Here is a 26,403-nt window from a genome sequence, read left to right on the forward strand (position 1 = left end):
CCTCTGATCCGGTTCGCCGCGGGGTGTTCCCGCGACGAGGACCACGGTGCCCGGGCCCGCTGAAGCGGAGCTGAAGCAACCTGAAGATCGCTTCAGCTGCGGGTGTCATGCTGAGCCGCATGCGGGTACCCGTGATCGACCAGGAACATCGCCGTGCGAGCAGCGCCGGGACCACCCGTGCGTGACCCGCTGCGGCTGCGGCGCCTGTCGATCCGCGCCCGCACCACCCTCACCGCCACCGGCATCGTCGCGCTGGCCACGGTCGCCATCGGGTTGTCGCTCATCGGCTACCTGCACGGCAGGCTCACCGAGGAGCTCGACGCCGCGCTGAACGAGCAGCTGAGCACCGCGCGGGAGGCCGTGCTGGCCGGGGTGGAGCTCCCGGTGCGCATGGACGACGTCACCGTGCGGGCGATCCCGGCGGGCGCCGAATCGGCCCTCCCGATCCCGGAACCCGGCGAGGCGCCCGCCCCCGGGCCGCCGATGAGCCCGCTCGCCCCGGCCGACCCGGAACCCGGCGAACCGGTGAGCCCGCAGGACGACCCGCGGCCCCGGCCCGTGGAACCGCTGGGCCCACCCGCGACGGGAGTCCGGTCGGACCTGCCCGGCGGCATCTCGCACTCCGGCGAGGAACCGATCGCGCCGCTGCGCACCGCGCAGGCCACTGTGGACACACCCGCCGGTGCCCAGACGCTCATCGCCAGCGCCTCCACCCGATCCGTGCAGCGCGCCACCGAGGCGGCCACGACCGGGCTGCTGTTCGGGATGCCGGTGCTGCTGGCCGTCGTCGCCGCGCTGACCTGGTTCAGCACCCGCCGAGCGCTGCGCCCGGTGGAGGCGATCCGGCACGAGTTCACCCGGCTGTCCGCGCACGACCTGCGCGGACGCATGCCGGTTCCGGCGAGCGGCGACGAGATCGCGCGGCTGGCGCTCACCCTCAACGACACCCTGGACCGGTTGGACGACTCGGTGCGCAGGCAGCGGCAGTTCGTCGCCGACGCCTCGCACGAACTGCGCAGCCCGCTGGCCGCCCTGCGCACGCCGCTGGAAGTGGCGCAAGCCCACCCGCAGCGGGCCGACTGGCCCGGCATCGCCGAAGGCACCCTCGACGACCTGGATCGCTTGGAGCGGCTCACCTCGGACCTGCTGGCGCTGGCCCGCATCGACGGCATGCCGCACACCGCGGGCGAAGCGCTGGACCTCGGCTCGCTCGCCGCCGACACCCTGGAGCGCAGGCCCCCGACCCACGTGCGGCGGCACGCCGAGATCGAACCGGGCGTCGTCGTCGACGGGCACCGCACCCACCTGTCGCGGCTGATCACCAACCTGCTCGACAACGCCGAAACCCACGCCGAGCAGCGGGTGTCGCTGAGCCTGCGCGTCGAGGACGGGCGGGCGCGGCTCGACGTCCTCGACGACGGCCCCGGCGTGCCCGCCGAATCCCGCGAGCACGTCTTCGAACGCTTCGCCCGCCTCGACACCGCCCGCGCCCGCGAACGCGGCGGCGCGGGCCTCGGCCTGGCCCTCGCCCGCGAGATCGCCCAGCTGCACGACGGCACCCTCGCCATCACCGACTCCGACCGAGGAGCCCGCTTCACCGCGACGTTCCCGCTGGCGCAACCCTGACGTCAGCCCGAGCCGGCGGACTTCGCGGCGTCGGCCTCCGCCTCGTAGTGCCGCGCGAACAGCGCCGAACCGTCCGCGAAATCGATGCGGAGGAACGCGGCCCGGGGGATGTTCCGCCCCATCGGCGCGAACCGCACGCCCCGCACCTGCGAGATCGGCACCTCGAAGTACGAATGCGGGTGTTTCGCGTCCTTCAGCGCGGCGATGCCCTCGGCCGCCTGCTGCACTTGAGCGGCAGCGGAGCGGACCTTGCCGAACCAGCCACTCGAGGCGCCGGGCTGCTCCGGTCGGCGAGACCCGACCTTGCCCTGTTCCACGACGACCGCGAGCCGTTCCGAACTCAGCACCAGGAACGCCTCCCCGACCACCGCGGTCAGGTGATCACCGAAGCGGACCGCGGCCCGGCCCGGGTCATCGGCGACGGCCCACCACATGATGGACGGGTCGTCGGCCCACTCGTCGCCCAGGTAGCGACCGGAGGTGACGAGGTCGCTCGGCAGCGGCCAACCCGTTCTGTCCACATGGGACGGTTCCACGTCGTTGAGCGGCTCGTGCGGAACGCTCGTCCGCCCGGACACGGTCGAACCGACGTACCCCTGCTCCGGGAGCACGAGCCAGCGGAGTTCTTCGCCGTCGGCCGCCCACTTCTCCCGGAGCTTGGCGGACCACTTCCGATCCAGGAGCTCCCGGTCCAGTTCGTTCAGGTCAGCCACGTCCGCCTCCTCCACCGGTGAACGCCCGCAGCGCGTCGAGCATCACGGGGACCCCGCCGGGCCTGCGGGCGTTCAGGCCGAAGCCGGAACCGTCCCGCAACGTGATCGCGCACGTGATGGGGAGCTTCGAGCCGATCGGGAGGCAGTCCGCGATGTCGTTCGGGCCGAATTCCAGCCACGGCAGCACCCGCTCCGGCCGGATCGGCTCACCCGGTGCGTTCTTCCCGAACTCGCCCTGCCCCGCCCGAACGCCCTGCCCCGCCCGAGCCGACGCGCCGCCCCGAGCGAGGAGTTCCACCGCGACTCCGAGGCGCCGCGGAGTCAGCATCCACAACGTGCGGTACGGCGATCCTTCAGCGGGCACGGTGCTGCCGATCGTCCGCACGGCTGCGCACTCCGGCGCCGACCCGAACACCGTCAGATCCGCCCGGCGCCCGCCACCGCTGTCCGGCTTGCCGCGGTCACCGCTGTCTCCGCTGCCGAAGGCCATGGTCAGCAACGCATCGCCCGCGAAGCCACCGACCGCGGCCGCCGCCTTGCCGCCGCCGCGGGCGACCCTCTTGCCCCAGCTCTCCAACTGTGCACCGCGCTCGTCCAGCCCCTTGACGCGGTAGACCAGATCCTCCTGCCACAACGCCCACAAGAGCGGCTCGTCCGGAGCACACCACCACTCCCGCGCCACCAACGGCGCCGGAAGCGCCCTGGACAACGACATCAGGACTTCCTCCTCAGATGCTGAATCCGCGTTCTGTTGCGGCATCGCGCTCGTCATCGGACGACGGGTTCTGCGCCACGTCGTACCCGAACTTCACGCCTTGCTCGAGGCCTTCTTGTGCCACGGCCGCCGTACCTTCGTGCACGACGGCATCCGTCAACCGGTGCTCACCGCTCAAACCGGCGACCCCGAGCCCCGCCTGGGCCAGATTCGCGGCCAGAGCCTGCTCACCCCGTGCACGCTCCATCTCAGGCCGGAGATCACCGCCCCAGGAACGGGACGGCGTCCCGTCGGCGTTCTGGCGGTAGATCACGTCGCCGTTCTCATCACGGCGAGCGGCGTTCGCGAATCGGTTGCCCGTCGTCGAAGTCCCGTCCTCGGCGGCGGCCCGCTCGAGGTCGCGGGTAGCGCGGTTCAGGTCGGCCTGCGCCCCCGGTCGACCTTGCGCGAGCGCTTCTTCCGCTTCGCGGACTCCGCGCTGGGCGTTGCGGAGACCATCGGTGTCACCACGGGTGAGAATCTTCGCGATCGGGTTCCCGTCGATCTGCCGGGCCACCCACTGCTGTCCCCTGCTCCCGTTCCGCAGCTCGTTCATCTTCTCGACGACCTTGCGGAGTTTGCCGCTGCGGAGGTTCTGGAGGAGTTCTTCCAGCTTGGTGATCAGGGGCTTCAGCTTGTGGAGGAGTTCGGCGGCCTTGGTGCCGAGGCGGGTGCCGGTGATGGCGACCTGGGAGGCGGTGAGCCCGGAGGCCGCGGCGACGGAGGCGCCCGCGGTGATCCAGGACGCGGCCAGCGCCGCGATCCACTCGATGATGAGGCCCATCACGAGTTCCTGGAGGATGTCCACGATCATCTCGACGGCCATGTCGAAGATGTCGGCGGCGAAGTTCAACGTCTGCGCGAGGCCGCGCACCTCTTCGGCGAACGCGGCGGTGCCGCCGGAGAACTCCTCCATCTGCTTGCGGAACGCGTCCCCGGCCTGGCCTTCCCACACGGGCCGGGTGGCGGCGGCCCGCTGCTGCTCCTGCTCGCCGAGGCCGTCGACCCAGTCGGCGACCTGCTCCCAGCCCTTCCCGGTGCTGCGCATCTGGTCCGGGTCGCCGATCAGCGGTTCGATGACCCACTCCACCAGCGGGCTGATCACCAGGGAGATGAGGAATCCGAGCCCGTTGTCCGCGAACGCCTTGCCCGGGCTGAGCGCCATGTCCAGCTGCTCCATGCGGGCGTTGACGGTGGCGATGGCGATGTCCGGCGGGTTGTCCGCGCGCGCCAGGTCGTTGCTGGTGGAGACCGCGGACGAGCCGTACTCGGCGGTCCGCCCCAGGTAGCTGCGGCCGGGCCCGCCGGCGCCGTTGACCTCGCCGAGCGAGGCGGGTCCACCGCCGGAGACCCGCATCCCGCTGAGGTCGATCTTGCCCAGGTCGTCGGCCTGGGTCTGGTCCATGTCCTGGTAGTCCTTGGCGCAGTCCTGCACGGCCTGCGAGATGTGCCCCATGAACCCGCCGGCCTGGGTGGCGAGGTCGCGGCACTCCTCCAGCGAGCTGAAGTAGTGCATGGCCAGCAGCTCGCCGATCGGGCCGAAGCAGTCGTCGCTGACCCGAGCCTGCTCCAGCACCGCGGACAGCTGGTCCAAGTGCTGCGACACGCCTTGGGAGCCTTGGCTGTGCGCCGACAGCGCCTCCGGTGCGACGTTCAAGGTCACGGTCGTCCCCCCAGGACTCGAAGCGGTGCACCCACCACCGATCAGTGGTGGCGATACTACTGCGACGATCTCGAGCCCAGGTCCGTTCCCACCGATCCGGCCGGAGGCGGCGCGCGGCCACCTCCGGCGCTCGGGATCAGCCCCAGATGTCGGCCGCCCACTCCGGGTGGTCGATGAACGGGTTCCGGTTGTGCTGGAACTGGTCGAAGATGACCTGGTTGCGGTTCTTCTCGAAGTCGTCCGGCGGGTCCTGGGCGTTCCACTCCAGCAGCACCGACTGGCGGCCCATCGCGGGCGCGCTGCCGTTGTCCACCTGGTCGTTGAGCTCCAGGTCGGGGGCGCCGTCGTCGCCTTCGTAGCGCACCGCCATGTACATGATCATGCGGGCGACGTCGCCCTTGACCTCGTCGCGGGGCTCGAAGGAGTCGTCGTCGGTGAAGTTGCCCTCGGCCTCGTCGACCGGGCTGCCGCCCATGTCGAAGTCCTTGTTGCCGCGCGCCGAGTTGACCGAGACGTCGGTCGGGCGCAGGTGGTGCACGTCGGTGCCCGGCCCGGGCGAGGTGCCGAAGTCGCCGTGCGACTTCGCCCAGGTGTGCTCCCGGTTCCACTGGTCGGCGCCGCCGCCGTTGGTGTCCTTGCCTTGCGAGCGGCCCGAGTACAGCAGGATCACGTTGCCCGGGTTCGCCGGGTCCTGATCGGTGACCTTCAGCGCGTCCCACACCTCGTCGTAGGTGAGCTGGTCGGCGCTGCTGATGATGTCGTTGAGGGCGGCCTTCAGCTCCGGGCCGGTCTTGCCCAGCGCCGGTTCGTAGTAGGAGTCGTCCGCCGCCACCGGGCGGTCGGCGCCGCCCAGGTCGGCGGGCGCGGCGGAAGCGGGCAGCGGCAGCGCCACGGCCAGCGGCAGCACACCTGCCAGCGCGAAGCGTGTCCAGCGGGTCTTCAGCACGAGCGCGGTCCTCTCCCGGAAAGAGCGGCGCCGTTCGCACGTCGATGAATTCGCGAGGGCGCCGCAGAACACGGTCAAGGCCGAATTCTGGCACGCGGATCAGCACCGCCGAGTGCAGCATTCAGCGCAATCGCTTGTCCGCCGAATGGCCCAGCAGGGCCGAGAGGACCAGCTCAGACCAGGGGAAACGGGAAATCCGTTCAATTTCGCCGACGAGAATTCAGGAAACGGCTTCCGGCGCGCGAACCGTTCGCACCGGAATTCCGCGAAATACGGAAACGGCGCTGATCGAGAAATGCGGGACCGCGGTTTCAGCCGCCGTCGGTCCACGTCGGCGGAGCCACCACGTGCAGCGCGTTGCGCGCCACCGAGAACCGCTGCGGGGTGTTCGCCACCAGCTCGCCGTCCACGTTGATCGGCAGCTCCTCGTCGGTGTTCACCACGACCGAGCCGGTCCGCACGTGCGTCACCAGCGAGCTGTCCGTCGTGCTGCCGGTGCGCAGCTCCCGCGCCATCGACAGCAGCCGCAGCGGGCTGCCGTTGTGCAGCACCGACACGTCCAGCATGGCGTCGTCGATGCCCGCGTCGGCCGCCGCCAGCTGCCCGCCGCCGAAGTACCGGCCGTTGGCCACCGAGATCTGCAGCAGGTCGGTGAGCTCCATCGTGGCGTGGTCGCCGTCCGGGAACTCCAGGGTCGCCGCGAACGGCCGGTGCCTGCGCAGCGCCCGCGCCGTCGCCACCGGGTAGGCCAGCGGGCCGACCCGCCGCTTCAGCACCGGCGACATGTGCTGGGCGACCGCCGCCCCCAGGCCCGCCGAGGCCCGGTTGACGTAGAAGTTCCCGCCGCAGCGCCCCAGGTCCACGTCCACCACGTGCCCGCGCGCGATGGTCCGGCAGGCGCCGTCGAGGTCCGCCGGGATGTGCATCGTGCGGGCGAAGTCGTTGGCCGTGCCCAGCGGCAGCAGGCCCATCGGCACCTCGCGGTGCGCCAGCACGTCCACCACCGAGCTCACCGTGCCGTCGCCGCCGCCGAGCACGACCAGGTCGTGCCCGTCCTCGACGACGCCCTCCACGACCTCCACCAGCCGGGAGGCGTCCCGCAGCGGGTGCACCGCGTGCAGCGGCACGTCCAGCGCGCGCAGCAGGTCCTCGGCGTGCGAGCAGGCGCGCGCCCCGGACCGCGATTGCGCGTTGACGATCAGGGCAGCCTTGGTGACGTGGCCGTCGTAGCGGATGGTTCCTCCTCCGGTCACTCGAAGGCTACCGGCGGATCGAACACGCCCGACCGTCGCCGCAGGTGAGGACGCTCACGCCAGCTGGATCAGCTCCGCGGTGGTCCCGTCCTGGTCCCGCACGCAGGCGAAGCGCGCGGTCCCGCGCGGTCCCAGGTCGGTGACGGTGTGGCCGGCGGCGGTGGTGCGGACGGCCATGGCCCCGTGCTGCGACGGCCCGGTCACCCGCGAGGTGCGGGGGCCGGGCCGTCGATCGTGCGGCGGGACACCTCTCGCCGCCGGACGTGCGACGGCCCCCGTCCGCGGGGGATGCGGACGGGGGCCGGGTTTCGGGATCCGGAGCCGAGGGGCGGCGCCGGGTTTCTTCGGGTGGCCGGTCCTCGGTCGGGTGGCCGGATCTTCGGGGTGGCCGCGCGGCGGAGTTCTTCGGGGTGGCCGTGCGGCGGGGTTCTTCGGGGTGGCCGTGCGGCCGGGGTCTTCGGTCCTCTCCACCGGCCGGGGCTGCGGGGCGGGCCGCTCGGGGAACGGCCCGCGCCCGGGGGATCAGTCCTCGGCCAGCTTCTTCAGGTCGCCGACGCTGCCCTGGAAGTGGTTCTGGTCGACCGAGCCGTTCACGCCGGAGACGCTGCCGTCCTCGGTGTACTGCCAGAAGTTCCAGTCCTTGAAGCCCTTGGGCACGGTGGGCTCGTCGACGCCGTAGGAGGCGAGCCACAGCGGGTGGTCCGAGTAGCTGTCGGTCCCGCCCATGCACTCGTTCCAGAACGAGGGGTTGGCGTAGATGATCGGGTCGGTCCCGGTCTCGGCCTTCACCTTGCCCGTGAAGGTGTCGGTCCACTGGTGCATCTCCGGCACGGACAGGCCGTAGCAGCCACCGCCGGACGGGTCGACCTCCAGGTCGAGCACCGGGGGCAGGCTCTTGCCGTCCCGCTGGTAGTCGGCCACCTTCAGCAGCTTGTCGGCCTGCGCCTCGGCGGACTCGTCGGGGCGGGCGAAGTGGTACGGCGCGGCCAGCAGGCCGGCGTCCTTCGCGCCGTGGTACTGCTCGGCGTACTTGGGGCTGGTGAAGTCGGTGCCGTCGGTGGCGAGCACGAACGTGAAGTTCTGCCCGGACGCGGCGACCTTCTTCCAGTCCACGGATCCGTTGTGGTTCGAGACGTCGATGCCCTTGGCGGGCGGGCCGGGCACCGGGCCCGAGTCCTCGTCGGAGACGTCGTCGGGGGTCTCGTCGAACAGGTCCGCCGGGTTCTGACCGGCCTGGTTCGAGGACGCGGGGATGTCGTCCACGTGCGCGGCGGCGCGGACGTCGTCGTGCGTACCGGTGCTCACGCTGAGCACCGCGACGCCCACCACGCCCAGCGCGGCGAGTCCGGCACCGGCCTTCATGGCCCGCAGCCGCGGCTGCTGGGTGCGGTGCTGCCCGCCGTGGCCCTGCTCGCGGAACTTCGCGGCGGCGCGGTCGGCCCAGGGTCCGACGGTCTGCTCGACGCGACGACCGGCGGTGGAGTTCCGCGCCTTGCTCAGCAGCGGCAGCACCGCCAGCCACAGCCGGCGCAGCAGCGGCAGGATCTTCTGCCAGACCTGGTGGGCGTAGGGCCGCACCCGGTCCACACCGGAACGCACCGCGCGGTCGGCGCCCAATGCCGTGTCCCGCCATGCGTTGCTGTTCGCTGAAGCGGCCCGCGTCGTCTCGGGGGTCTGGTTCTCGGGGGTCGGGGTCTCGGGGTTCTCGTGTCGATCGGGGGGTGTCACGTGGACCCACACTCCGGAACGGAGCGTGTACGTGCATCGCGGTTTCTACGTAGGGAGGTACCTGGTTCCGGCACTTCAGGCCACCGCCACCCCGGCGGTCCGTCACCCACGGTGCAAATTCCCGGGCGATCCGGAGAGGTGGCTCACTTCCGGGGGAACTCGGCGAACCGCTCCGGAGGGCCACCGGACCGCACGATCGACCGGCGCGCCATCACCCTATCGGACGACCAGATCGTTACGCGGAGCGGCGCCGGACCCAGCCGGCGAGCTCGTCCCGGTCGGCGAAACCGAGCCGCTCCAGCACCTGCTCGGCCTCCACCTCCCCGGCCAGCGGTTCGACGCCGAGCCGCTCGGCGTTCTCCGCCGCGGTCATCCCGGCCGCGAGCAGCACCGCCGTCTCCACCTCCCGCGGCGACAGCTCGGCCACCCCCGCGCCGAACGGCACCTCGGGCGGGGAGCCGCCTTCGCCGAGCGCGTAGGCGACCATCTCCGGCAGCTCCCACCCGGCGCCCTCGCGGGTGGCGGCCCGGAACTCCTCCTCGCCGAGCACCTGCCACGCCCACGCCATCGCCACCGCGTCGTAGTCGTCGAAGTACACCGAGTCGCCCATCTCGCCGCCGTTGGCCTTGCGCAGCGCCTCCGAGGCCCCCATCAGCCGCGCCGCCCGCCGCGGCTGGCCGGTGGAGGTGGCGCACCAGGACAGCACCTCCAGGTACACGCCGAGGCCGGCCAGGTCGTGGGCCAGCTGCTGCAACCGGATCGCCTGCTGGATCAGCAGCGACGCCTCCCGCGGGTCGCCGCCGCGCCAGCGGTGCAGGGACACCACCCACAGCACGTAGCTCTTGGTCCACGGCGCCCCGAACGTCTCGCACAGCCGCAGGCACTCGGCGGCCGATTCGGCGCCGCGCGGGTCGTGCCGGTAGAACCCGAGGCAGGCCAGCAGGATCATCGCGTTGGTGTAGCCGAACAGGTTCCCGGTGGCGGTGTTGCCGATCGCGGCGCGCTCCAGGTAGCCGGCCGCCTCGTCCAGCCGCCCGCGGAGCATCACCGCCATGCCGCGGGTGCCGTCGACCCTCGCCTGCAGCCCGCGGTCCCCGATCCGCTCGGTGATCTCGACGGCCTCGGCCAGCGCGGTCTCCGCCGCGTCGAGGTCGCCCACGTGCAGCGCGAGGAACGCCAGCGTGGACAGGCAGTCGGCGCGTTCGGCGACAAGCTCGGGCACCGCCGCCACCGAGCTCCGCAGCCACTCGTACCCCTCCCGCAACGCGTTGCCGGAGAACCAGAACGACCACAGCTTCGCCGCGGTCGCCGCCGCCACCCGCGCCCGCTCCGGGTCGGCGAGGTCGTGTTCCAGGACCAGCCGCAGGTTCGGGTGCACGTGGATCATGTGGTGGATCCACTCAAGCTGGCGCGGCCCGAACACCTCGTTGCTGTAGCGGTCGGCGAGCCGGTGGAAGCAGACGGCGTGCCGGGCGCGGACGGCGGCCTCCTCGCCGGTGTCGTGCAGCCGGGACAGGCCGAACTCCCGGATGCTGTCGAACATGCGGTAGTAGTCGGTGCGCGCCATCTCGTCGTGCTCGCGCACCACCACCGATTTGGACACCAGCACGTCCAGCGCCTCGTCCACGTCGGCCGCGGTGAGCCGTTCGTCGCAGCACACCTCTCGGACGGCGGCCGCGTCCCACTCGCCGACGAAGCAGGACAACCGCGCCCACAGCAGCTGCTCGCCCGGGGTGCACAACCCGAAGCTCCAGCCGATGGACTCCTCCAGCGCCTCGTCCCTGGAAGGCTGGTCCCCGCTGGTGAGCAGGGCGAACCGGTCGTCGAGCCGGTCCAGCACCTCCTCGGGCGTGGATTCGCCGAGCTGGGCGGCGGCGAGTTCGATGGCCAGCGGCATCCCGTCCAGCCTGCGGCAGATCCGCACCACCACGTCCCGGTTCCCCTCGTCGAGGCGAAAGCCGGGAACGACGGCGGCGGCCCGGTCGGTGAACAGGCTGACCGCGTCGGCGAACACGTCGCCGTAGGCGCGGTCGGGCGCGTCGGTCTCGGCGGGCAGCGACAGCGGCGCCACCGGCAGCACCAGCTCCCCCGCCACGCCCAGCGCCTGCCTGCTGGTGGCCAGCACGTGCACGTGCTCGTGCTCGGTGAGCAGCTCGCGCGCCAGCCGGGCGGCCGCGCCGAGCACGTGGTCGCAGTCGTCGAGGATGATCAGCATTCGTTCGCCGCGGAGCCGGGACACCAGGCCCTCGGCGGGGTTGCCGGGGCCCGGCCTGCCGCCGAGCGCGGCGGCGACGGTCTGCGGCAGCAGGGCCGGGTCCTGCACGTCGGAGAGCCCGACCAGCACCACCCCGTCCGGGTAGGCCCGGCGCAGCTTGCGCGCCAGGCGCAGCGCCAGCCTGCTCTTGCCGACCCCGGCCGGTCCGGTGAGCGTGAGCAGCCGTCCCGAGTACATCTGCCTGCGAGCCTCGGCGAGCTCCCGGCGCCTGCCGATGAAGCTCGTCGTCTCGGGAGGCAGCCTGCCCCGGGAGCCACGCGTGACGTCCGCAGCTTCCACGTGCCCACCTCCCGCGCCGAGCGTATGCCCCCGCGGCCCACCGCACCGGGTGCGGAACCGCAGGCCACGGGCCGTGCCGACACGCCGACGCGCGCACCGGGCGGGCTTGATCGGGACGTCGGGCAGAATGCACGGACGGTTCTGGGCGGAGATCAGGAGAGGTGTCGGGACATCGTGACGACGGCTGTGCATCAGAGGATCGCCGAGGAGCTCGGCGTGCGGGAGCGGCAGGTCGAGGCCGCCGTCGGCCTGCTCGACGGCGGCGCCACGGTGCCGTTCGTCGCGCGGTACCGCAAGGAGGCCACCGACGGGCTCGACGACGCGCAGCTGCGCACCCTGGAGGAGCGGCTGCGCTACCTGCGCGAGCTGGAGGAGCGGCGCAGCACGGTGCTGGAGTCGATCCGCTCGCAGGGCAAGCTCGACGCCGAGCTGGAGGCCCGCATCAACGCGGCCGACTCGAAGGCCCGCCTGGAGGACATCTACCTGCCGTACAAGCCGAAGCGGCGCACCAAGGGCCAGATCGCGCGGGAGGCCGGGCTCGAACCGCTCGCCGACCTGCTGCTGTCGGACCCCGAGCAGGACCCGCAGGCCCGCGCCGCCGAGTACGTCGACGCCGACAAGGGCGTGGCCGACGCGGGCGCGGCGTTGGAGGGCGCCCGGTCGATCCTCGTGGAGCGCTTCTCCGAGGACGCCGACCTGGTGGGCGAGCTGCGCGAACGCATGTGGACCCACGGCCGGGTGACGTCGCGGGTGCGCGAGGGCAAGCAGGACGAGGGCGCGAAGTTCGCCGACTACTTCGAGTTCGACGAGCCGTTCGAGCAGCTGCCCTCGCACCGCATCCTGGCGCTGTTCCGCGGGGAGAAGGAAGAGGTCCTGGACCTCGGCCTGGAACCCGACGACGGCAGCGAGCAGGAGGGCCCCACCCCGTACGAGCGGGAGATCGCGCGGCGCTTCGAGATCTCCGACCTGGGCAGGCCCGCCGACCGCTGGCTCGGCGAGGTGGTCCGCTGGGCGTGGCGCACCCGCATCCTGACCCACCTGGGCATCGACCTGCGGCTGCGGCTGCGGCAGGCCGCCGAGGACGAGGCGGTGCGGGTGTTCGCGGCGAACCTGCGGGACCTGCTGCTGGCCGCCCCGGCGGGCACCCGCGCCACGATGGGCCTGGACCCGGGCTTCCGCACCGGGGTGAAGGTCGCCGTGGTCGACGGCACCGGCAAGCTGGTGGCCACCGACACCATCTACCCGCACCAGCCGCAGCAGCGCTGGGACCAGGCGCTGGCCTCGCTGGAGAAGCTGGCCCGGGCGCACGGCGTGGACCTGATCGCCATCGGCAACGGCACCGCCTCCCGCGAGACCGACCGGCTCGCCGCCGACCTGATCAAGCGGCACCCGGACCTGGGGTTGACGAAGATCTCGGTGTCCGAGGCCGGCGCCTCGGTGTACTCGGCGTCCGCCTACGCGTCCCGGGAGCTGCCGGAGCTGGACGTGTCGCTGCGCGGCGCGGTGTCCATCGCGCGCCGGTTGCAGGACCCGCTGGCCGAGCTGGTCAAGATCGACCCGAAGTCGATCGGCGTCGGGCAGTACCAGCACGACATCACCGAGACGAAGCTGTCCCGCTCGCTGGACGCGGTGGTGGAGGACTGCGTGAACGCGGTGGGCGTGGACGTGAACACCGCATCGGTGCCGCTGCTGACCCGCGTGTCCGGCATCGGCGAGGGACTCGCCGAGAACATTGTGGCGCACCGCGACGGCAACGGGCCGTTCCGCTCCCGCAAGGGCCTCAAGGACGTGGCGCGGCTCGGGCCGAAGGCGTTCGAGCAGTGCGCGGGCTTCCTGCGCATCCCCGACGGCGACGACCCGCTGGACTCCTCCAGCGTGCACCCCGAGTCCTACCCGGTGGTGCGGCGCATCCTGGAGTCGACCGGCGCCGAGCTGGGCGCGCTGATCGGCAACGAGCGGGTGCTGCGCGGCATCAAGCCCGCCGACTTCGTCGACGACTCGGTGGGGTTGCCGACGGTCACCGACATCCTCTCCGAGCTGGAGAAGCCGGGGCGCGACCCGCGGCCGACGTTCAAGACGGCGACCTTCGCCGACGGCGTGGAGAAGATCGGCGACCTGCAGCCGGGGATGCGGCTGGAGGGCGTCGTGACGAACGTGGCCGCGTTCGGCGCGTTCGTGGACGTCGGGGTCCACCAAGACGGCCTGGTGCACGTCTCGGCGATGTCGAAGAACTTCGTCAACGACCCGCACGACGTGGTGAAGTCCGGCGACGTGGTGAAGGTGAAGGTCCTCGACGTCGACGTCCCGCGGAAGCGGATCTCGTTGACGCTGCGGCTGGACGACGAGGTCGGCGCCGAGCGCGGCCAGAGCTCCGGCGGCCAGAGCTCCGGCGAGCGCCGCGGCGGTCGCCCCGGTGGCGGCGGCGGGAACGGCCGTGGCGGCGGTAGCGGTGGCGGCGGGAACGGCCGTGGCGGCAAGGGCGGCGGTCAGCGCAAGCGCGACTCCGCTCCCGCGGGCGGGGCGATGGCGGACGCGCTGCGCCGCGCCGGCTTCAACAACCGCTGAGCGGATTCGCGAGCACCGCGCGGCGCTCCACCCCGGAGTGCCGCGCGGTCCCCTCGTCAGCGGCGGAACCGCTGCGCCGCCGACCGGGTTCGCAGGCCGACCACCGGCGGGTTCTCAGCCGTGCCCCCGCGAGGACGGCGGATCACCCTGCGGCGCCGGGGTCCTCCTCGTCCCGCAGCAGGGCGACGAGCCGGTCGCCGAGGATGTCGGGGATGACGCGTTCCGCGGACCGGGCCGCCGCCGCGTTCAGCGCGGACATCGCCAGCGGCCGCAGCCGCCGCACCACCTCGGTGTAGCGCTGCACCTCCGAGTCGTCCCAGGCGGTGTCCGCGGGGGCGAGGACGTGGGTGCGCACCAGCGACACCAGCGCCTCGGAGACGTGGTCCACATCGGACTGCAGCTGCTCGGCGAGTTCGAGGACCTCGGCGAGCGGCACTCCGAGCCGCACCAGTTCACTGCCCGCGTCGAGCAGCTGCGGGCTGGGCGCGACGAACCGGGCACCCCACCGCTCCAGCAGGCCCAGCTCGATGGCCCGGCGGATGTTCTGCTGGTTGAGCTGGCCGCGGAACATCTCGCGCAGCTGCGACAGCGAGTAGACGCGCGGCGACTGCTCCGCCCACGACTCCCCCATGACCTCTTCGAGGCCGAGCACGTCGGCGAGGCTGCGCCCCGATTCCCACGCCGAGAGCATCTCGCGGATCTGCGCGAACGCGTAGCCGCGGCCCAGCATGTTGATGATCATCCGGAGGCGGACCAGGTGCGCGTCGGAGTAGATCGCCAGCCGCCCTTCGCGGCGGGGCGCGGGCAGCAGCTCCCGGTCCTGGTAGACCCGCACGTTGCGCACCGTGGTGCCCGCGGCGCGGGCCAGGTCGTCGATCCGGTATTCGGCCACCCGCCGGAGTGTAGTTCGTCCGATGATCGTTCGGGGGCGGGTGACGGAGGTCCGCGCGGCCGGGGGTGCGGCGCGGACCTCCGCCGGGAGCGGAGGTCGTTCCGGGGTCGCTAGACCTCCGCCCGCTCCTCCTCCCGCTCGCCGCCCTGCTCAGCCACCTGGCGGCGGGGCAGGAAGCGGGCCAGCAGCGGCCACGCCAGGATCAGCAGGACCACGGCGTAGACCGCGATGGAGAACGGGGTGTTGATCAGACCGGTGACCTGACCGTCACTGATCTGCAACGCGCGCCGCATCTGCTGCTCGGCGGTCGGCCCCAGGATCACCGCGATGATCGCGGGCAGCACCGGCAACCCGTAGCGGCGCATCGCGAACCCGATGAGCCCGATGATGAACAGCACCAGCAGGTCCAGCGAGGACCCGCCGACGGCGTACGCCCCGATGCTGGCGAAGAACAGGATGCCCGCGTACAGGTAGGGCCGCGGGATCTGCAGCAGCTTCGCCCACACCGGTGCCAGCGGCAGGTTCAGCACCAGTAGCAGCACCGAGCCGATGAACATGCTGGCGATCAGCGCCCACACCAGGTCCGATTCGCGTTGGAACAGCAGCGGTCCCGGCTGGATGCCGTACTGCTGGAACGCGGCGAGCATGACCGCCGCGACCGCCGTGGTCGGCAGGCCCAGCGTCAGCATCGAGACCATGGTCCCGGCGGCGGAGGCGCTGGCCGTGGCCTCCGGTCCGGCGACGCCTTCGATGGCGCCCTTGCCGAACTCGTGCCGGTTGCGGGACAACCGCTTCTCGGTGACGTAGGACAGGAAGGTGGGGATTTCCGCGCCACCGGCGGGGATCGCGCCGAACGGGAAGCCGATCAGCGGACCGCGCAGCCACGGCTTCCAGGAGCGCCGCAGGTCGTCCTTGCCGAGCCACGGCCGCCCCACCGGGATCGGCTTGCCGGAGGTGTGGCGCAGGTGCGCGGCCACCCACAGCGACTCGCCGATGGCGAACAGCCCGACCGCGACGATGACCACGTCGATGCCGTCGGCCAGCGACAGCAGCCCGAAGGTGAGCCGCTGCTGCCCGGTCATCTCGTCCAGGCCGATCAGCCCGATGGTGAGACCGATCAGCAGCGAGGCGAACCCGCGGATCCGGGAGTTGCCCAGCACCGAGGTGACCGCGATGAACGCGAGCACCATCACCGCCAGGTAGTCCGGCGCACCGATGTTCACCGCCGCCGAGGCGACCGTCGGGGCCAGCAGGGTGAGCAGCGTGATGCCGATGACGGCGCCGATGAAGTGCCCGATGGCGGCGGCGGCCAGGGCTTGCGATCCGCGGCCCTTGCGGGCCATCGGGTTGCCCTCCATGGCGGCGACGACGGCGGCGCTCTCCCCCGGCGTGTTCAGCAGGATGGAGGTGGTGGAACCGCCGAACATGCCGCCGAAGTAGATGCCGGCGAACATGATGAACGCCCCGGTCGGTTCCAGCGCGTAGGTGACGGGCAGCAGCAGCGCCACGGCCATCGCCGGGCCGATGCCGGGCAGCACGCCGATGGCGGTGCCCAGCAGCACGCCCAACGCGGCCCACACCAGGTTCATCGGGGTCAGCGCGGTCGCGAACCCCTGCATCAGCAGGTCGAACGAGGATTCCACTTCACAGCACCCCCATCAGCGGTCCGCCGGGCAGGGGCACACCGAGCAGCTGGTCGAACACGACGTAGGTGGCGACGGAGAGCACCGCGGAGATCAGCGGGTCGCGCACCGGGTTCCGGCTGCCCAGCGCGTACGCGGAGCCCCAGAACAGGATCATCCCGGACAGCGGGAATCCGATGATGTTGATCAGCACGGCGTTCGCGAGGAACGCCGCGGTCAGCAGCAGCACCGTGCGCCAGTCGCTGGGCGCGTCCAGGTCGACGTCCTCGCCCGCCTCGGCCGAGCCGCGTCCGCCGCGGAGCACGTCGCGGGCGAGCAGGGCGGCCACGACGAGCAGCAGCCCGCCGACGAGGAACGGCACCGTCTTCGGGCCGATCGGTCCGCGCTGGGTGAAGTCGGTGGCGATGGTGGCGGCGTCCACGAGCACGACGACGCCGAGCGCGGCCAGCAGCACGCAGATGCCGAGTTCGGAGTGGTCCTTGAGCCACTGCCTGCGGGAGGTTCCGGTGGTGTTCATGCCAGCCCCAACTCCTCCAGCACCGAGACCACGCGGTCGTTCTCCTGCTCCAGGAAGCGGCCGAACTCCGGGCCGGGCTGGAACGCGGGCGTCCAGCCGTTGCGGCGCATCGCCTCCTGCCACTCCGGGGACCCGTTGAGCCGGGTGAACAGGCCGACGAGCTTCGCCCGGTCCACTTCGGACAGCTCGGGCGGGGCGACGATGCCGCGCCAGTTGGTGAACAGCACGTCCAGCCCGGCTTCGCGCAGCGTCGGCGCGTCCACCCCGGGCAGCCGGTCCGGTCCGGTCACCGCGAGCACCCGCAGCTCCCCGGCCTCGACCTGGTCGCGGTACTCGCCGATCCCGGAGACGCCGAAGTCGACCTTGCCGCCGAGCACCGACGCCAGCAGTTCGCCACCGCCGTCGAACGGCACGTAGTTGACCTGCTTCGGGCTGAGCCCGATGGCCTTGGCGATGAGCATCGGCGCCAGGTGGTCGGGCCCGCCGGGCGAGGAACCGCCGCCGACGGGCGTCTGCCCCGGATCGCGCTTCCAGTCCGCGACGAGCTGGTCGAACGTCCGGTACGGCGAATCCTTCGCGACGACGACCACTTCGGGTTCCTCGACGAGCTTCGCGACCGGAGTCGTGTCCTGCAGGGACACCGGCGAGTGGTTGGTGTAGACGCTGCCGACGACGCCGAGGCCCATGGACATGGCGAGCTTGCCGTTGCCCCGTTCGCCGACGACGCGGCCGAGGCCGACGGTGCCGCCCGCGCCGGGCAGGTTGAACACCTCGACGTTGCCGTTGAGCTTCGCGTCCTCCATCGCCTTCACGGCGGTGCGGGCGGTGATGTCGTAGCCGCCGCCCGGCGAGTTCGGCACCAGCATCCGCAGGCCGCGGATCTGCTGTTCGGTCTCGTCGCCGGAACCGGTGCTCACCAGGGGTGGCACCAGCAGCACGAGCAGCAGGGATGCGGCCACGGACAGCGCGCTGCGCAGGCGCACGGGGATCCCGCCTCTCCGTTGTGGTGGGAAGTGACCCGGATCATGCTGCACGGCGGGGTGTGCGATGTCCTCCTTGCGAACCTAACGGTGGTTGTGTTCGTTGTGTCACCGTTCCGAAGCCACCCTTCCACCCGCCGACGCAGGTCAGCGGGTTAGCGTCGGTCGGACCACGCGACGCGGCGAGGGAGGTGGAGGATGCGCGGACCGCTTTCGCGCCAGCTCCTCGGCTGGCAGCTGGCGATCATCCTGGTGCTGCTGGCCTCGGTCGCGGTGTTCTCGGTGTCGCAGTCCAACGCCGCGTTCCGGGCCACCGAGGGCAGGCGGATGCTGTCGGTGGCCGAAGACCTGGCCGCGACCGGCGGGGTGCGGCTGAGCCTGCAGGACCCGGTGAACCGGGACGCGCTGCCGATCTTCGCGGAGAGCGCGCGCAGCCTCTCCGGCGCCGACCAGGTGATCATCACCGATGGCCGGGGCGTGGTGCTGACCTCACCGGATCCCGGGCAGCGCGGGCAACCGCTGCCGATGGGCGCGAGCACCGCGCTGCGCGGCCAGGCCTGGGTCGGGGACGTGCGCGGCGCCGACGGCGTCGACTCGCTGGTGGCGCACGTGCCGGTGATCGGCGACGACGCCCGCATCATCGGCGTGGTCGCGGCGGGGCGCGAGACGCCCGACTTCTTCGCGGGCATTCGCCGCGCGCCCGGCGATCCGCTGGTGCTGCTGGCGTTCGCGACGTTCCTGGCCGTGGCCGGCTCGATCCTGCTGGCGCGGCGGGTGAAGCACCAGACGCTCGGCCTGGAACCGCAGGAGATCACGCGGTTGGTGGAGCACCGGGAGGCGATGTTGCACGGCATCCGGGAAGGCGTGCTGGGCGTGGACCAGCAGGACCGGATCACGCTGGTGAACGACCAGGCCCGCGAGCTGCTGTCGCTGCCCGCGGACTGCGTGGGCAGCCGGATCGACGCCCTCGACCTCAACGACCGGGCGCGGGACGTGCTCACCGGCCGCACCTCCGGGGTCGACCAGATCGTGCTGCGCCGCGGACGCGTGGTGGTGCTGAACCGGATGCCGATCTCCACGGTCGGCGCCGTGATCACCATGCGGGACCGGACGGAACTGGTGGACCTGCGGGAAGAACTGGCCGCGCACCGCACCACCACCGACACGCTGCGGGCGCAGGCGCACGAGTTCAGCAACCGGCTGCACACCATCTCCGGACTGCTCGAACTCGGCGAGCACGAGGAACTGGCGCGGTTCGTGGACCGGATCAGCCACAGCCGCGGCCAGTGGCAGGCGGAGGTCTCCTCCCGCATCGCCGACCCGGCGACCGCGGCGCTGCTGATCGCGAAGGCCAGCCTCGCCGCCGAACGCGGGGTGGGGCTGCGGCTGAGCGAGGGCAGTGCGCTCGGCGAGCTCGACGAGCAGCTGTCCGCGGACGTCACCACGGTGCTGGGCAACCTGGTGGACAACGCGCTGGACGCGGTGGACGGCGCCTCCGGCGACGACCGGATCGAAGTGGACCTGCGGCACGCGGGCGACGTGGTGACGCTGGTCGTGCGGGACTCCGGCCCGGGAGTGGCGCCGGAGATCGTCGAGGAGGTCTTCCGGCACGGCTTCAGCACGAAGGCGGCCCGGGACGGCGAGCGCGGGCTCGGCCTGGCGCTGACCCGGCGGATCTGCCGCCGCCGCGGCGGATCGGTGCAGGTCCGCAACGAGCACGGCGCCGTGTTCACCGCACGGCTGCCGCTGGACGCGGAGGTGACCAGGTGATCACGGTGCTGGTCGTCGACGACGACTTCATGGTCGCGAAGATCCACAGCGGCTACGTGGACCGGGTGGCGGGCTTCGAGGTCGTCGGCGTCGCGCACTCCGGCGCGGAGGCGCTGCGCGCGGTGGAGCGGCTGCGACCCGACCTGGTGCTGCTGGACATCTACCTGCCGGACGTGGACGGGCTGAGCGTGCTGCGCTCGATGCGCACCGGGGCGCGGCCGTCGGCCGAACCGGACGTGCTGGTGATCAGCGCGGCGCACGACCTGGACACGGTGCGCGGCGCGGTGCGCGGCGGGGCGCTGCACTACCTGATCAAACCGTTCAGCTTCGACGCGCTGCGCGAGCAGCTGGAGCACTTCCGGGCGCTGCACGACCGGCTCAGCGAACTGCCCGGGGACGCCCCCGCCGCGCAGCAGGACGTGGACCGGCTCTTCGGCGTCCCACCGCGGCCGGTGGTGCCGCCGAAGGGGCTGGCGAGCGAAACGGCGGGGGTCGTGGAACGGGTGCTGCGCGAGGCGGCGGACGGCGGCGAGGACCTGTCGGCGACCGAGTGCGCGGGGCTCGCCGAGCTGTCCCGGGTGTCGGCGCGCAAGTACCTGGAGCACTTCGTGGACACCGGGCGTGCCGAGGTGCGGCTGCGTTACGGCGGCACCGGCCGCCCGGAACGCCGCTACCGCTGGCTCTGACCCGGACCGTCGTCCTGCTCGGCGGGGCCGACGGCGTGCGGGTGGCCGGCGCTCAGCGACCGCCGCCGAGCGGTCCCGAGGCCGCCGGTCCGCCTCGGTCGGGGTTCGCCCGGTGGCGGGGCCTGCGTTGCGGGTGGGTGGTCGGCGGCCGAGACTGCGGCGTGGTCGAGGCGCTGGGAGGTTGCGGGGATGACGCTCACCGAGGCGGGCGCGGCGTGACCGCGGTGTCCGAGGACCTGCCCGGCACCACCGGGCCCGCCCCGGAACCCGCGTTCACCGTGGTCGCCGCCGAACCCGCCCGTTCCGGATCGGGCCCCGCGCTGCGGTTCCGGCTCGCCGTGGACGCGCCGCCGAAGGCCCGGGTCCGCTCGATCAGCCTCTCCGCGGCGGTGCGGATCGTCCCGGCCCGGCGCCGCTACGACACCGCGGAGGCGATCCGGCTGGCCGAGGTCTTCGGCACCCCCGACCAGTGGTCCACCACGATGCGCGCGCTGCCGTGGGGCCGGGTGAGCACCGTCGTCGGCCCGTTCCTCGGCAGCACCGGCGCCGCCCTGCCGGTGGCGTGCGCCGCGGATCCGGTGGCCGCCCAGTACTTCCACGCGGTGCGGGACGGGGAGGTGCCGTTGGAGTTCCGGTTCGGCGGGACGCTGTTCTACCTCGGCGCGGGCGGGACGCTGCACGCCGCTCGGCTGTCCCGGTCCGCGGTGGCCGCGTTCGCGCTGCCCGCCGCGCTGTGGCACGCCGCGGTCGCCGGGCCACCGCGGCGCAGGCTCTCCCGGCCCCGCCTCGACGAGCACCGCCCGCGGCCGGAGCGCGGTGCGACGCTGGACGAGCTGCTCGGGCGGCCGGAGCGGTGAGCGGCCGCGGTGAACGCGTTCTGCCCCGGCGGGGGTCCGTGGTGTCCGGTCCGGCGCTCGCCGCGGCGGTGCTGCGCGCGGAGTTCGGCGGTGCGCCGCCCGCGCCGCCGTGCCGGGGGCCCGTGCTGGTCACCGATTCGTTCTCCTGCGCACCGCTGTTCTTCCCCGGCGGGAGCATCGGCGACCTGGCGGTCAACGGCACCGCGAACGGGCTCGCGGTCGCCGGTGCCGCACCCCGCTCGGTGTCGGCGCGGTTCGCGGTCGAGGTGGGGTTTCCGGTCGCGGAGCTGCGGCGGGTGGCGCGGGCCGTGGTGGCGGCGGCCGCAGCGGCGGGCGTGCGGATCGCCGCCGGCGGGGCGTCGGTGGTCGAGCGCGGACGGGTCCACGGCTGCGCGATCGACACGACGGGGGTGGGCGCGACGGCCGGGTCGCACCGGCTCGGCGCCGCCCGTGCGCGGCCCGGGGACGAGGTGCTGATCAGCGGGCCGGTCGGGGACCACGGGATCGGCGTCGCGCTCGGTGCGGGCGTCGTCTCGGACACCGCCCCGCTGCACGGGCTGGTCGCGGCGGTGCTGGCGGCGGCCCCCGGCGTGCGGGTGCTGCGGGACGTGACCGGCGGCGGGCTGGCCGCCGCGCTGGACGAGATCGCGCGGGCCGCGGCCGTGCGGGTGCTGCTGGAGCGGGCCGCGGTGCCGGTGCGGCCGGAGGTGCGCCGGGCGGCGGAGCTGCTGGGCACCGACCCGCTGCACGCGGCCTGCGCGGGTCGGCTCCTCGTCGTGGTCGACCCCCGCGAAGCCGCCGCGGCGCTCGCCGCCATGCGCGCGCACCCCCAGGGCCCGGCCGCCGCCCGCATCGGCCGCCTCGCGGACCCCGCGACCGGACCGGCCGCCTGACCACCTCGGTTCCGGACCGGCGGCGCGGGCGCCGAGCCGCTGCTCGCGGACCGGCGGGGTCCGCGGCGGGCGCCCCCGTCCCGCGCGGCCCGGCGGGGCAACGGGACGGCGGGGCGGCGGCTTGACGAGGCGGCGGGGCTCAGCCGAGGAGGGCCGGGGCCAGCTCGCGCCACTGCTCCCGGGGCAGGACCGTCCCCCGGTCCAGCGGCGAACGTCCGGTGAGCACCTGCACGGCGACGTGGTCGGCCCCGGCGTCGTGGTGGGCGCGGACCCGGGCGGCGATGGCGTCGAGGTCGCCCCAGGCCACGAGGGCGTCGATGAGGCGATCGCTGCCGCCGTCGGCGAAGTCCTCGTCGGTGTAGCCGAGGCGGCGCAGGTTGTTCAGGTAGTTCGGCAGCGCCAGGTAGGGCGCTGCCCCGGTGCGGGCGATCTCGCGCGCCTTCGCCGGATCGGTTTCGAGCACCACCTTCTGCTCGGGCGCGAGCAGCGGGCCGTCGCCGAGGACCTCGCGCGCCCACGCGGTGTGCTCGGGGGTCGTGAGGTACGGGTGCGCCCCGGCGGACCGCTCCCCGGCGAGCCGCAGCGCCTTCGGACCGAGCGCGGCCAGCACCCGGGCCTGCACGGGCAGCGGTTCGGGCGCGGCGTCGAGCTCCTCGACGAAGGAGCGCAGCTTGCTGAACGGCTTCGCGTAGGTCTGCCCGGTCCGCTCGACGATGGGGGCGTGGCTGGTGCCGAGCCCGACGAGCGCACGACCGGGGCGGCGCGGTCGACGCGCTGGTAGGCGGCGCCGATGTCGGCGGCCTCGTGGGTCCAGATGTTGGTGATGCCGGTGGCGACGACGAGCTTCTCGGTCCGCTCCAGCAGCCCCTGCACGAGCTGGAGGTCACCCGGGGCCATGCCGAGCCACAGCGTCCCGTACCCGAGCGCGTCCAGTTCGGCCACGGCTTCCCGGTGCTCCGCGTTCTCCAGGTCCCACGTCGGGGCCCCGGTCCACAAGCCGACCCGTCCTGCGGCGATGGCCATCGTGCTCCTCCTCCAGCTCGGCGTTCCCCCGCTCCAACCACCCGTCGCGTGCGCTTGTTCCCCGTCCGGAACGGGCGAGCCCGATGCTCACCCGTTCCGGTCGGGTTCAGGCGGTCCTCCTCCTCGGCGCGCGGAGGTCGCGCGCGTCGTGTTCCGCTCACCGTCCGCCACCGTTCACCCGCTCGTGGGACGGGTGACGGGGTGCGGCCGGTCGCGGACCTCCGGCGCGCTGGAGGTCAACTTCCGCACGGGATGTCGCTGATCACTCCAACGGATGGCACTTGTCCTGCGGTTGGGTCACAACGGGCAAAACCGCGATTGGTAACGTGGCGCCGTGCCTGAAGGAACCACTGCGCCCGCACGAGCTCGCTCGGGCACGCGGAGCAACCGCAAGATCAGCTGGGATGTCGTGCGGGCCGGCTGCGTCGGGTTGGTCATGCTGTACCACGCGACGTTCCTGAGCGTGTTCCTGCATCCCGAGCTGATCCCGCGCAAGGTCGTCTTCCCGTACCAGGTCGGGGCGAGCCTGCTGCTGGTCATCTCCGCGTACTTCGCGTGCGTGACGATCGGCCGCGGAACCCTGCTGCGGTACTGGTGGGGCCGGATCGCGCGGTTGCTGCCGCCGTTCCTGGCCGCCGTCGTGCTGATCTACCTGGGGTTGCGGCTGCTGCCGATCGAGGGCTGGTTCGCGCCGACCGGCGAGGACCTGGCGGCGAACCTGCTGATGCTGTGGAACTGGCACCCCTCGGAGTACTTCTACATCGACGGCTCGCACTGGACGGTGCCGCTGCAGCTGATGGGCTTCAGCGCCGCCGCGATGCTGTACGCGAGCCGGTACGGGCACGGCCGCCGCCTGATCGCGGTGCTGTGGGCCGCGGTGCTCATCCCCGCCGCGCAGTGGCCGCTGCGCGTCTCCCAGCCGCCGGAGTGGTACCGGATGGTGGTGGACGGCTTCGGCATGCACCGCTGGCACCTGTTCGTGGTGGGCGTGGCGATCTGGATGTGGTCGACCAAGCGGATCCGCACCCCGCACTTCGCGCTGCTGCTGGCGGCCTGCATGCTCGGCCAGGCGCTGCACAACTACGCCGAGACCCCGGAGGGCCTGGTCGCGGACTGGGGCTCGACGGTGGCGGTGTGCGTGGGCATGGTGGCCGTGGCGCTGACCGCGCGCGGACCGGACTGGAACCGCGTGGTGCCGAAGTGGACGTGGCGGCCGATCCAGTGGTTCGCGGGCATCTCCTACGGCGTGTTCCTGATGCACCAGACCTTGGGCTACGTGGTGGCCCGGATGTTGCAGGACCTCGGGGTGGGGCCGACCTTGCAGACGCTGGCGTTCGTGGTGAACGGGGTGCTGCTGGGGTGGGCGTTGACGAAGCTGGTGGAGCGGCCGACCCACAAGTGGCTGATGGCCACCTACGACCGGCTCGCGGCGCGGCGCAGCTCGGCCGGGGTCGCCGCCTGAGCATCGCGCGCCGCGCACCCGGCGCGGCGCCTCCGTCCGGCTTCTCCGGCACTCCCTCCGGCTTCTCCGGGCCTTCCGTCCGGCTTCTCCGGGCCCTCCCGGCGTCGCGATGCCGAGGGCCGGTGCCGCTTCGCCCGTCCCCGCGTCGCGCACCCGCTGCCGGGTCCCGCCCGTCTTCCTCCGCGGCCCCCGGCTTCCCGGCGGCCCCGGCTTCCCGGCGGCCCCGGCGAGGCAGGCACCTGACGGCGACTCCCCACGCTGGAGCCAGGACCGGCCCGCCGCAGCACCACCTGACCGCGAGCACCGCGTCCGCGCAGCCGAACGGCCCACCACCCGTGGAGCCCGGGCCGGTGGGCCGTCCAGCCGGTGCGACGGGTCAGGGCAGCATCGGCGGCGTGCGGGGGACGTCCGCGGCGCGGTCCAGCGCGGTGCGGACCTGCGCGGGCTGCTGGTCGACGCCCGCCCAGCGGCGGACCGTCGCCTCGGCCTCGGCGCGCTGCTGCGGGGGCAGGCCCTCGATCTTGGACCCGTGGTTGCCGCCCGGAACCAGGTAGCTGTAGGAGTCGCGGCTGCCCGGCCCGAGCCGGAACGGTTCCGCGCTCCACGGGTCGGCCTCACCGTTGACGAACATCAGCTCGGAGCCCTGCGACGCGACCCACGCGGCGACGTCGGCCATCGCGCCCGGCCGGAACCGCATGTCGATCTCGCGCGGGACGAAGTTGCGCGGCTCCCCTATCGACCGGTTGTGCAGCAGGTCGGCGAGCGGCTCGTCGGACACGTCGGGCCAGCCCAGCTGGGTGCCCGCCTGGTAGTAGTACGGCACGTACGGGTCGAGGCCCTGGTCGGTGTAGGAGAAGAAGTCGGAGGTCACCCCGAAGAACTCCCACAGGTCGTCGAGGCTCGCGCCGGGCGCCGGGATCTGCGCGCAGTCCTGCTGTCCCCGGTACTGCCAGAACGCGAACGGCGCGTCGACGACCACGGCTTCCAGCGCCCGGTCCACGTCACCCATGACGCGGTCGAAGGTGAACCCTCCCGCGGCCGCGGTGGCGGCGTACCGATCCCGCAGCTCGGTGCGCCGGGTCAGCGCGTCCCGCTGCACGGCCGTCAGCGCGGCGCGGCAGGACTCGTCACCGACGTTCGCGAGGAACTCGTCGTAGCGGTCGTGCTCGTTGACGACGTCGTTCGGCGCCACGTACGCGATCGTCGCGTCCACGTCCTGCGGGTAGAACCGGCGGTGGTAGACGGCGGTCATGCCGCCCTTGCTGGCGCCGGTGGTGACCCAGCGGTCGGCGTAGACCGCGCGCAACGCCTCGATGACGCGGTGCTCGTCGGTGGCGGCCTGCCAGATGTTCAGGTCCGTCCAGTCCGGCTGGTCGGGGCGGGACGGGGTGAAGAAGCGGTGCTCCATCGCCACCTGGTTGCCGTCGAGCAGCCGGGTCGGCTCCGTGCGGCTCGCCTGCGCCGGCAGGTTGTAGCCGGTGGTGTAGAGGACCGTGGGCCGCGCGAGGTCGCGGTGCAGCAGCGTGAGGCGCTGCTGGAACTCCCCGGCCGCCGGGTCGCGGTGGTCGGCGGGCTGGGCGTAGGTGAGGTCGAACAGCCGGAACCCGGGTTCGGTGGGCCGTTCGCCGAGCACGGTCAGCCCGGGCACCGCCTCCAGCCGGTCGCGCAGCTCGTCGGCGGCGGGTTCCGCCGCCGCGATCGGTGTTCCCGCCAGCAGCACGCATCCCGCCGCGAGCACCGACAGCCAGCCCCGGATCCGCATCCGCGCCCCCTCCCCCTGCTGATCACCGTCGGCGACCAACCTAGTGGGGATGGGGGGCGGTGCGGTAGCCCCGCGCTCGCCGGGACCGGGTCGCGCGGACCCGGACCCGGCGGTTG

Annotated in this window: 21 protein-coding genes; 7 read left to right on the forward strand and 14 right to left on the reverse strand. The window is 73.0% G+C overall.

What is annotated here, in order from left to right; all coding sequences use genetic code 11:
* Positions 1 to 177 precede the first annotated feature (177 nt).
* Complete coding sequence (locus H1226_RS18725; RefSeq protein ID WP_258341881.1) at positions 178 to 1,626, forward strand: sensor histidine kinase; 1,449 nt, start codon at positions 178 to 180, stop codon at positions 1,624 to 1,626.
* Between the two features lie 2 nt (positions 1,627 to 1,628).
* Here the strand turns inward: H1226_RS18725 and H1226_RS18730 are convergent, their stop codons facing one another.
* From H1226_RS18730 to H1226_RS18765, 8 genes are all read right to left on the reverse strand, one after another.
* Positions 1,629 to 2,339 (reverse strand): hypothetical protein, encoded by a 711-nt coding sequence (locus H1226_RS18730; protein WP_258341882.1) that lies wholly within the window; start codon positions 2,337 to 2,339, stop codon positions 1,629 to 1,631.
* Positions 2,332 to 3,054: a hypothetical protein gene (locus H1226_RS18735; protein ID WP_258341883.1), complete on the reverse strand. Its 723-nt coding sequence runs from the start codon at positions 3,052 to 3,054 to the stop codon at positions 2,332 to 2,334. The genes H1226_RS18730 and H1226_RS18735 overlap by 8 nt, the downstream gene beginning before the upstream one ends.
* A gap of 13 nt (positions 3,055 to 3,067) precedes the next feature.
* A complete protein-coding gene (locus tag H1226_RS18740; RefSeq protein WP_258341884.1) occupies positions 3,068 to 4,756 on the reverse strand; it encodes a WXG100 family type VII secretion target in 1,689 nt (562 codons plus the stop codon).
* 136 nt (positions 4,757 to 4,892) lie between these two features.
* On the reverse strand, positions 4,893 to 5,699 hold the full coding sequence (locus H1226_RS18745) for an endonuclease I family protein (RefSeq protein ID WP_373690085.1): 807 nt from the start codon (positions 5,697 to 5,699) through the stop codon (positions 4,893 to 4,895).
* Between the two features lie 314 nt (positions 5,700 to 6,013).
* Positions 6,014 to 6,955, reverse strand: a complete 942-nt coding sequence (locus tag H1226_RS18750; protein ID WP_258341885.1) for a lipid kinase — start codon at positions 6,953 to 6,955, stop codon at positions 6,014 to 6,016.
* A gap of 54 nt (positions 6,956 to 7,009) precedes the next feature.
* Positions 7,010 to 7,132 (reverse strand): hypothetical protein, encoded by a 123-nt coding sequence (locus H1226_RS18755; protein WP_258341886.1) that lies wholly within the window; start codon positions 7,130 to 7,132, stop codon positions 7,010 to 7,012.
* Positions 7,133 to 7,477: 345 nt separating this feature from the next.
* On the reverse strand, positions 7,478 to 8,572 hold the full coding sequence (locus tag H1226_RS18760) for a GH25 family lysozyme (protein WP_258341887.1): 1,095 nt from the start codon (positions 8,570 to 8,572) through the stop codon (positions 7,478 to 7,480).
* A 346-nt stretch (positions 8,573 to 8,918) separates the two neighbouring features.
* Positions 8,919 to 11,237: an ATP-binding protein gene (locus H1226_RS18765; protein ID WP_258341888.1), complete on the reverse strand. Its 2,319-nt coding sequence runs from the start codon at positions 11,235 to 11,237 to the stop codon at positions 8,919 to 8,921.
* Positions 11,238 to 11,423: 186 nt separating this feature from the next.
* Between H1226_RS18765 and H1226_RS18770 the strand changes: the two genes are divergently transcribed.
* Positions 11,424 to 13,802, forward strand: coding sequence for a Tex family protein (locus tag H1226_RS18770; RefSeq protein WP_373689963.1), 2,379 nt, complete (start codon positions 11,424 to 11,426; stop codon positions 13,800 to 13,802).
* A gap of 142 nt (positions 13,803 to 13,944) precedes the next feature.
* Here the strand turns inward: H1226_RS18770 and H1226_RS18775 are convergent, their stop codons facing one another.
* From H1226_RS18775 to H1226_RS18790, 4 genes are all read right to left on the reverse strand, one after another.
* Complete coding sequence (locus H1226_RS18775; protein ID WP_224956498.1) at positions 13,945 to 14,694, reverse strand: MerR family transcriptional regulator; 750 nt, start codon at positions 14,692 to 14,694, stop codon at positions 13,945 to 13,947.
* 110 nt (positions 14,695 to 14,804) lie between these two features.
* Positions 14,805 to 16,313, reverse strand: a complete 1,509-nt coding sequence (locus tag H1226_RS18780; protein WP_258349453.1) for a tripartite tricarboxylate transporter permease — start codon at positions 16,311 to 16,313, stop codon at positions 14,805 to 14,807.
* 25 nt (positions 16,314 to 16,338) lie between these two features.
* The gene (locus H1226_RS18785; RefSeq protein ID WP_224956499.1) at positions 16,339 to 16,854 is read right to left on the reverse strand and encodes a tripartite tricarboxylate transporter TctB family protein; all 516 of its coding nucleotides are present in this window, start codon (positions 16,852 to 16,854) and stop codon (positions 16,339 to 16,341) included.
* Positions 16,851 to 17,837: a Bug family tripartite tricarboxylate transporter substrate binding protein gene (locus tag H1226_RS18790; RefSeq protein ID WP_224978041.1), complete on the reverse strand. Its 987-nt coding sequence runs from the start codon at positions 17,835 to 17,837 to the stop codon at positions 16,851 to 16,853. Before H1226_RS18790 ends, H1226_RS18785 begins: the two co-directional genes overlap by 4 nt.
* A 195-nt stretch (positions 17,838 to 18,032) precedes the next feature.
* Between H1226_RS18790 and H1226_RS18795 the strand changes: the two genes are divergently transcribed.
* From H1226_RS18795 to H1226_RS18810, 4 genes are all read left to right on the forward strand, one after another.
* Positions 18,033 to 19,604 carry a sensor histidine kinase gene (locus H1226_RS18795; protein WP_258341890.1) on the forward strand — a complete coding sequence of 524 codons (1,572 nt, stop codon included), beginning with the start codon at positions 18,033 to 18,035 and terminating at the stop codon, positions 19,602 to 19,604.
* Positions 19,601 to 20,290: a response regulator gene (locus tag H1226_RS18800; RefSeq protein WP_258341891.1), complete on the forward strand. Its 690-nt coding sequence runs from the start codon at positions 19,601 to 19,603 to the stop codon at positions 20,288 to 20,290. Before H1226_RS18795 ends, H1226_RS18800 begins: the two co-directional genes overlap by 4 nt.
* Before the next feature lie 215 nt (positions 20,291 to 20,505).
* Positions 20,506 to 21,147: a DUF6084 family protein gene (locus H1226_RS18805; protein ID WP_258341892.1), complete on the forward strand. Its 642-nt coding sequence runs from the start codon at positions 20,506 to 20,508 to the stop codon at positions 21,145 to 21,147.
* 41 nt (positions 21,148 to 21,188) lie between these two features.
* Complete coding sequence (locus tag H1226_RS18810; RefSeq protein WP_258341893.1) at positions 21,189 to 22,040, forward strand: AIR synthase-related protein; 852 nt, start codon at positions 21,189 to 21,191, stop codon at positions 22,038 to 22,040.
* A 139-nt stretch (positions 22,041 to 22,179) separates the two neighbouring features.
* Here H1226_RS18810 and H1226_RS18815 read toward each other — a convergent pair whose 3' ends face one another.
* Positions 22,180 to 22,854, reverse strand: coding sequence for a TIGR03620 family F420-dependent LLM class oxidoreductase (locus H1226_RS18815; RefSeq protein WP_309148822.1), 675 nt, complete (start codon positions 22,852 to 22,854; stop codon positions 22,180 to 22,182).
* A 543-nt stretch (positions 22,855 to 23,397) separates the two neighbouring features.
* Here H1226_RS18815 and H1226_RS18820 point away from each other — a divergent pair.
* A complete protein-coding gene (locus H1226_RS18820) occupies positions 23,398 to 24,525 on the forward strand; it encodes an acyltransferase family protein (protein ID WP_258341894.1) in 1,128 nt (375 codons plus the stop codon).
* A gap of 376 nt (positions 24,526 to 24,901) precedes the next feature.
* Here H1226_RS18820 and H1226_RS18825 read toward each other — a convergent pair whose 3' ends face one another.
* On the reverse strand, positions 24,902 to 26,287 hold the full coding sequence (locus tag H1226_RS18825) for a S28 family serine protease (RefSeq protein ID WP_258341895.1): 1,386 nt from the start codon (positions 26,285 to 26,287) through the stop codon (positions 24,902 to 24,904).
* Positions 26,288 to 26,403 lie beyond the last annotated feature (116 nt).

It is taken from the genome of Saccharopolyspora gregorii (assembly GCF_024734405.1).
Lineage (GTDB): Bacteria > Actinomycetota > Actinomycetes > Mycobacteriales > Pseudonocardiaceae > Saccharopolyspora_C > Saccharopolyspora_C gregorii.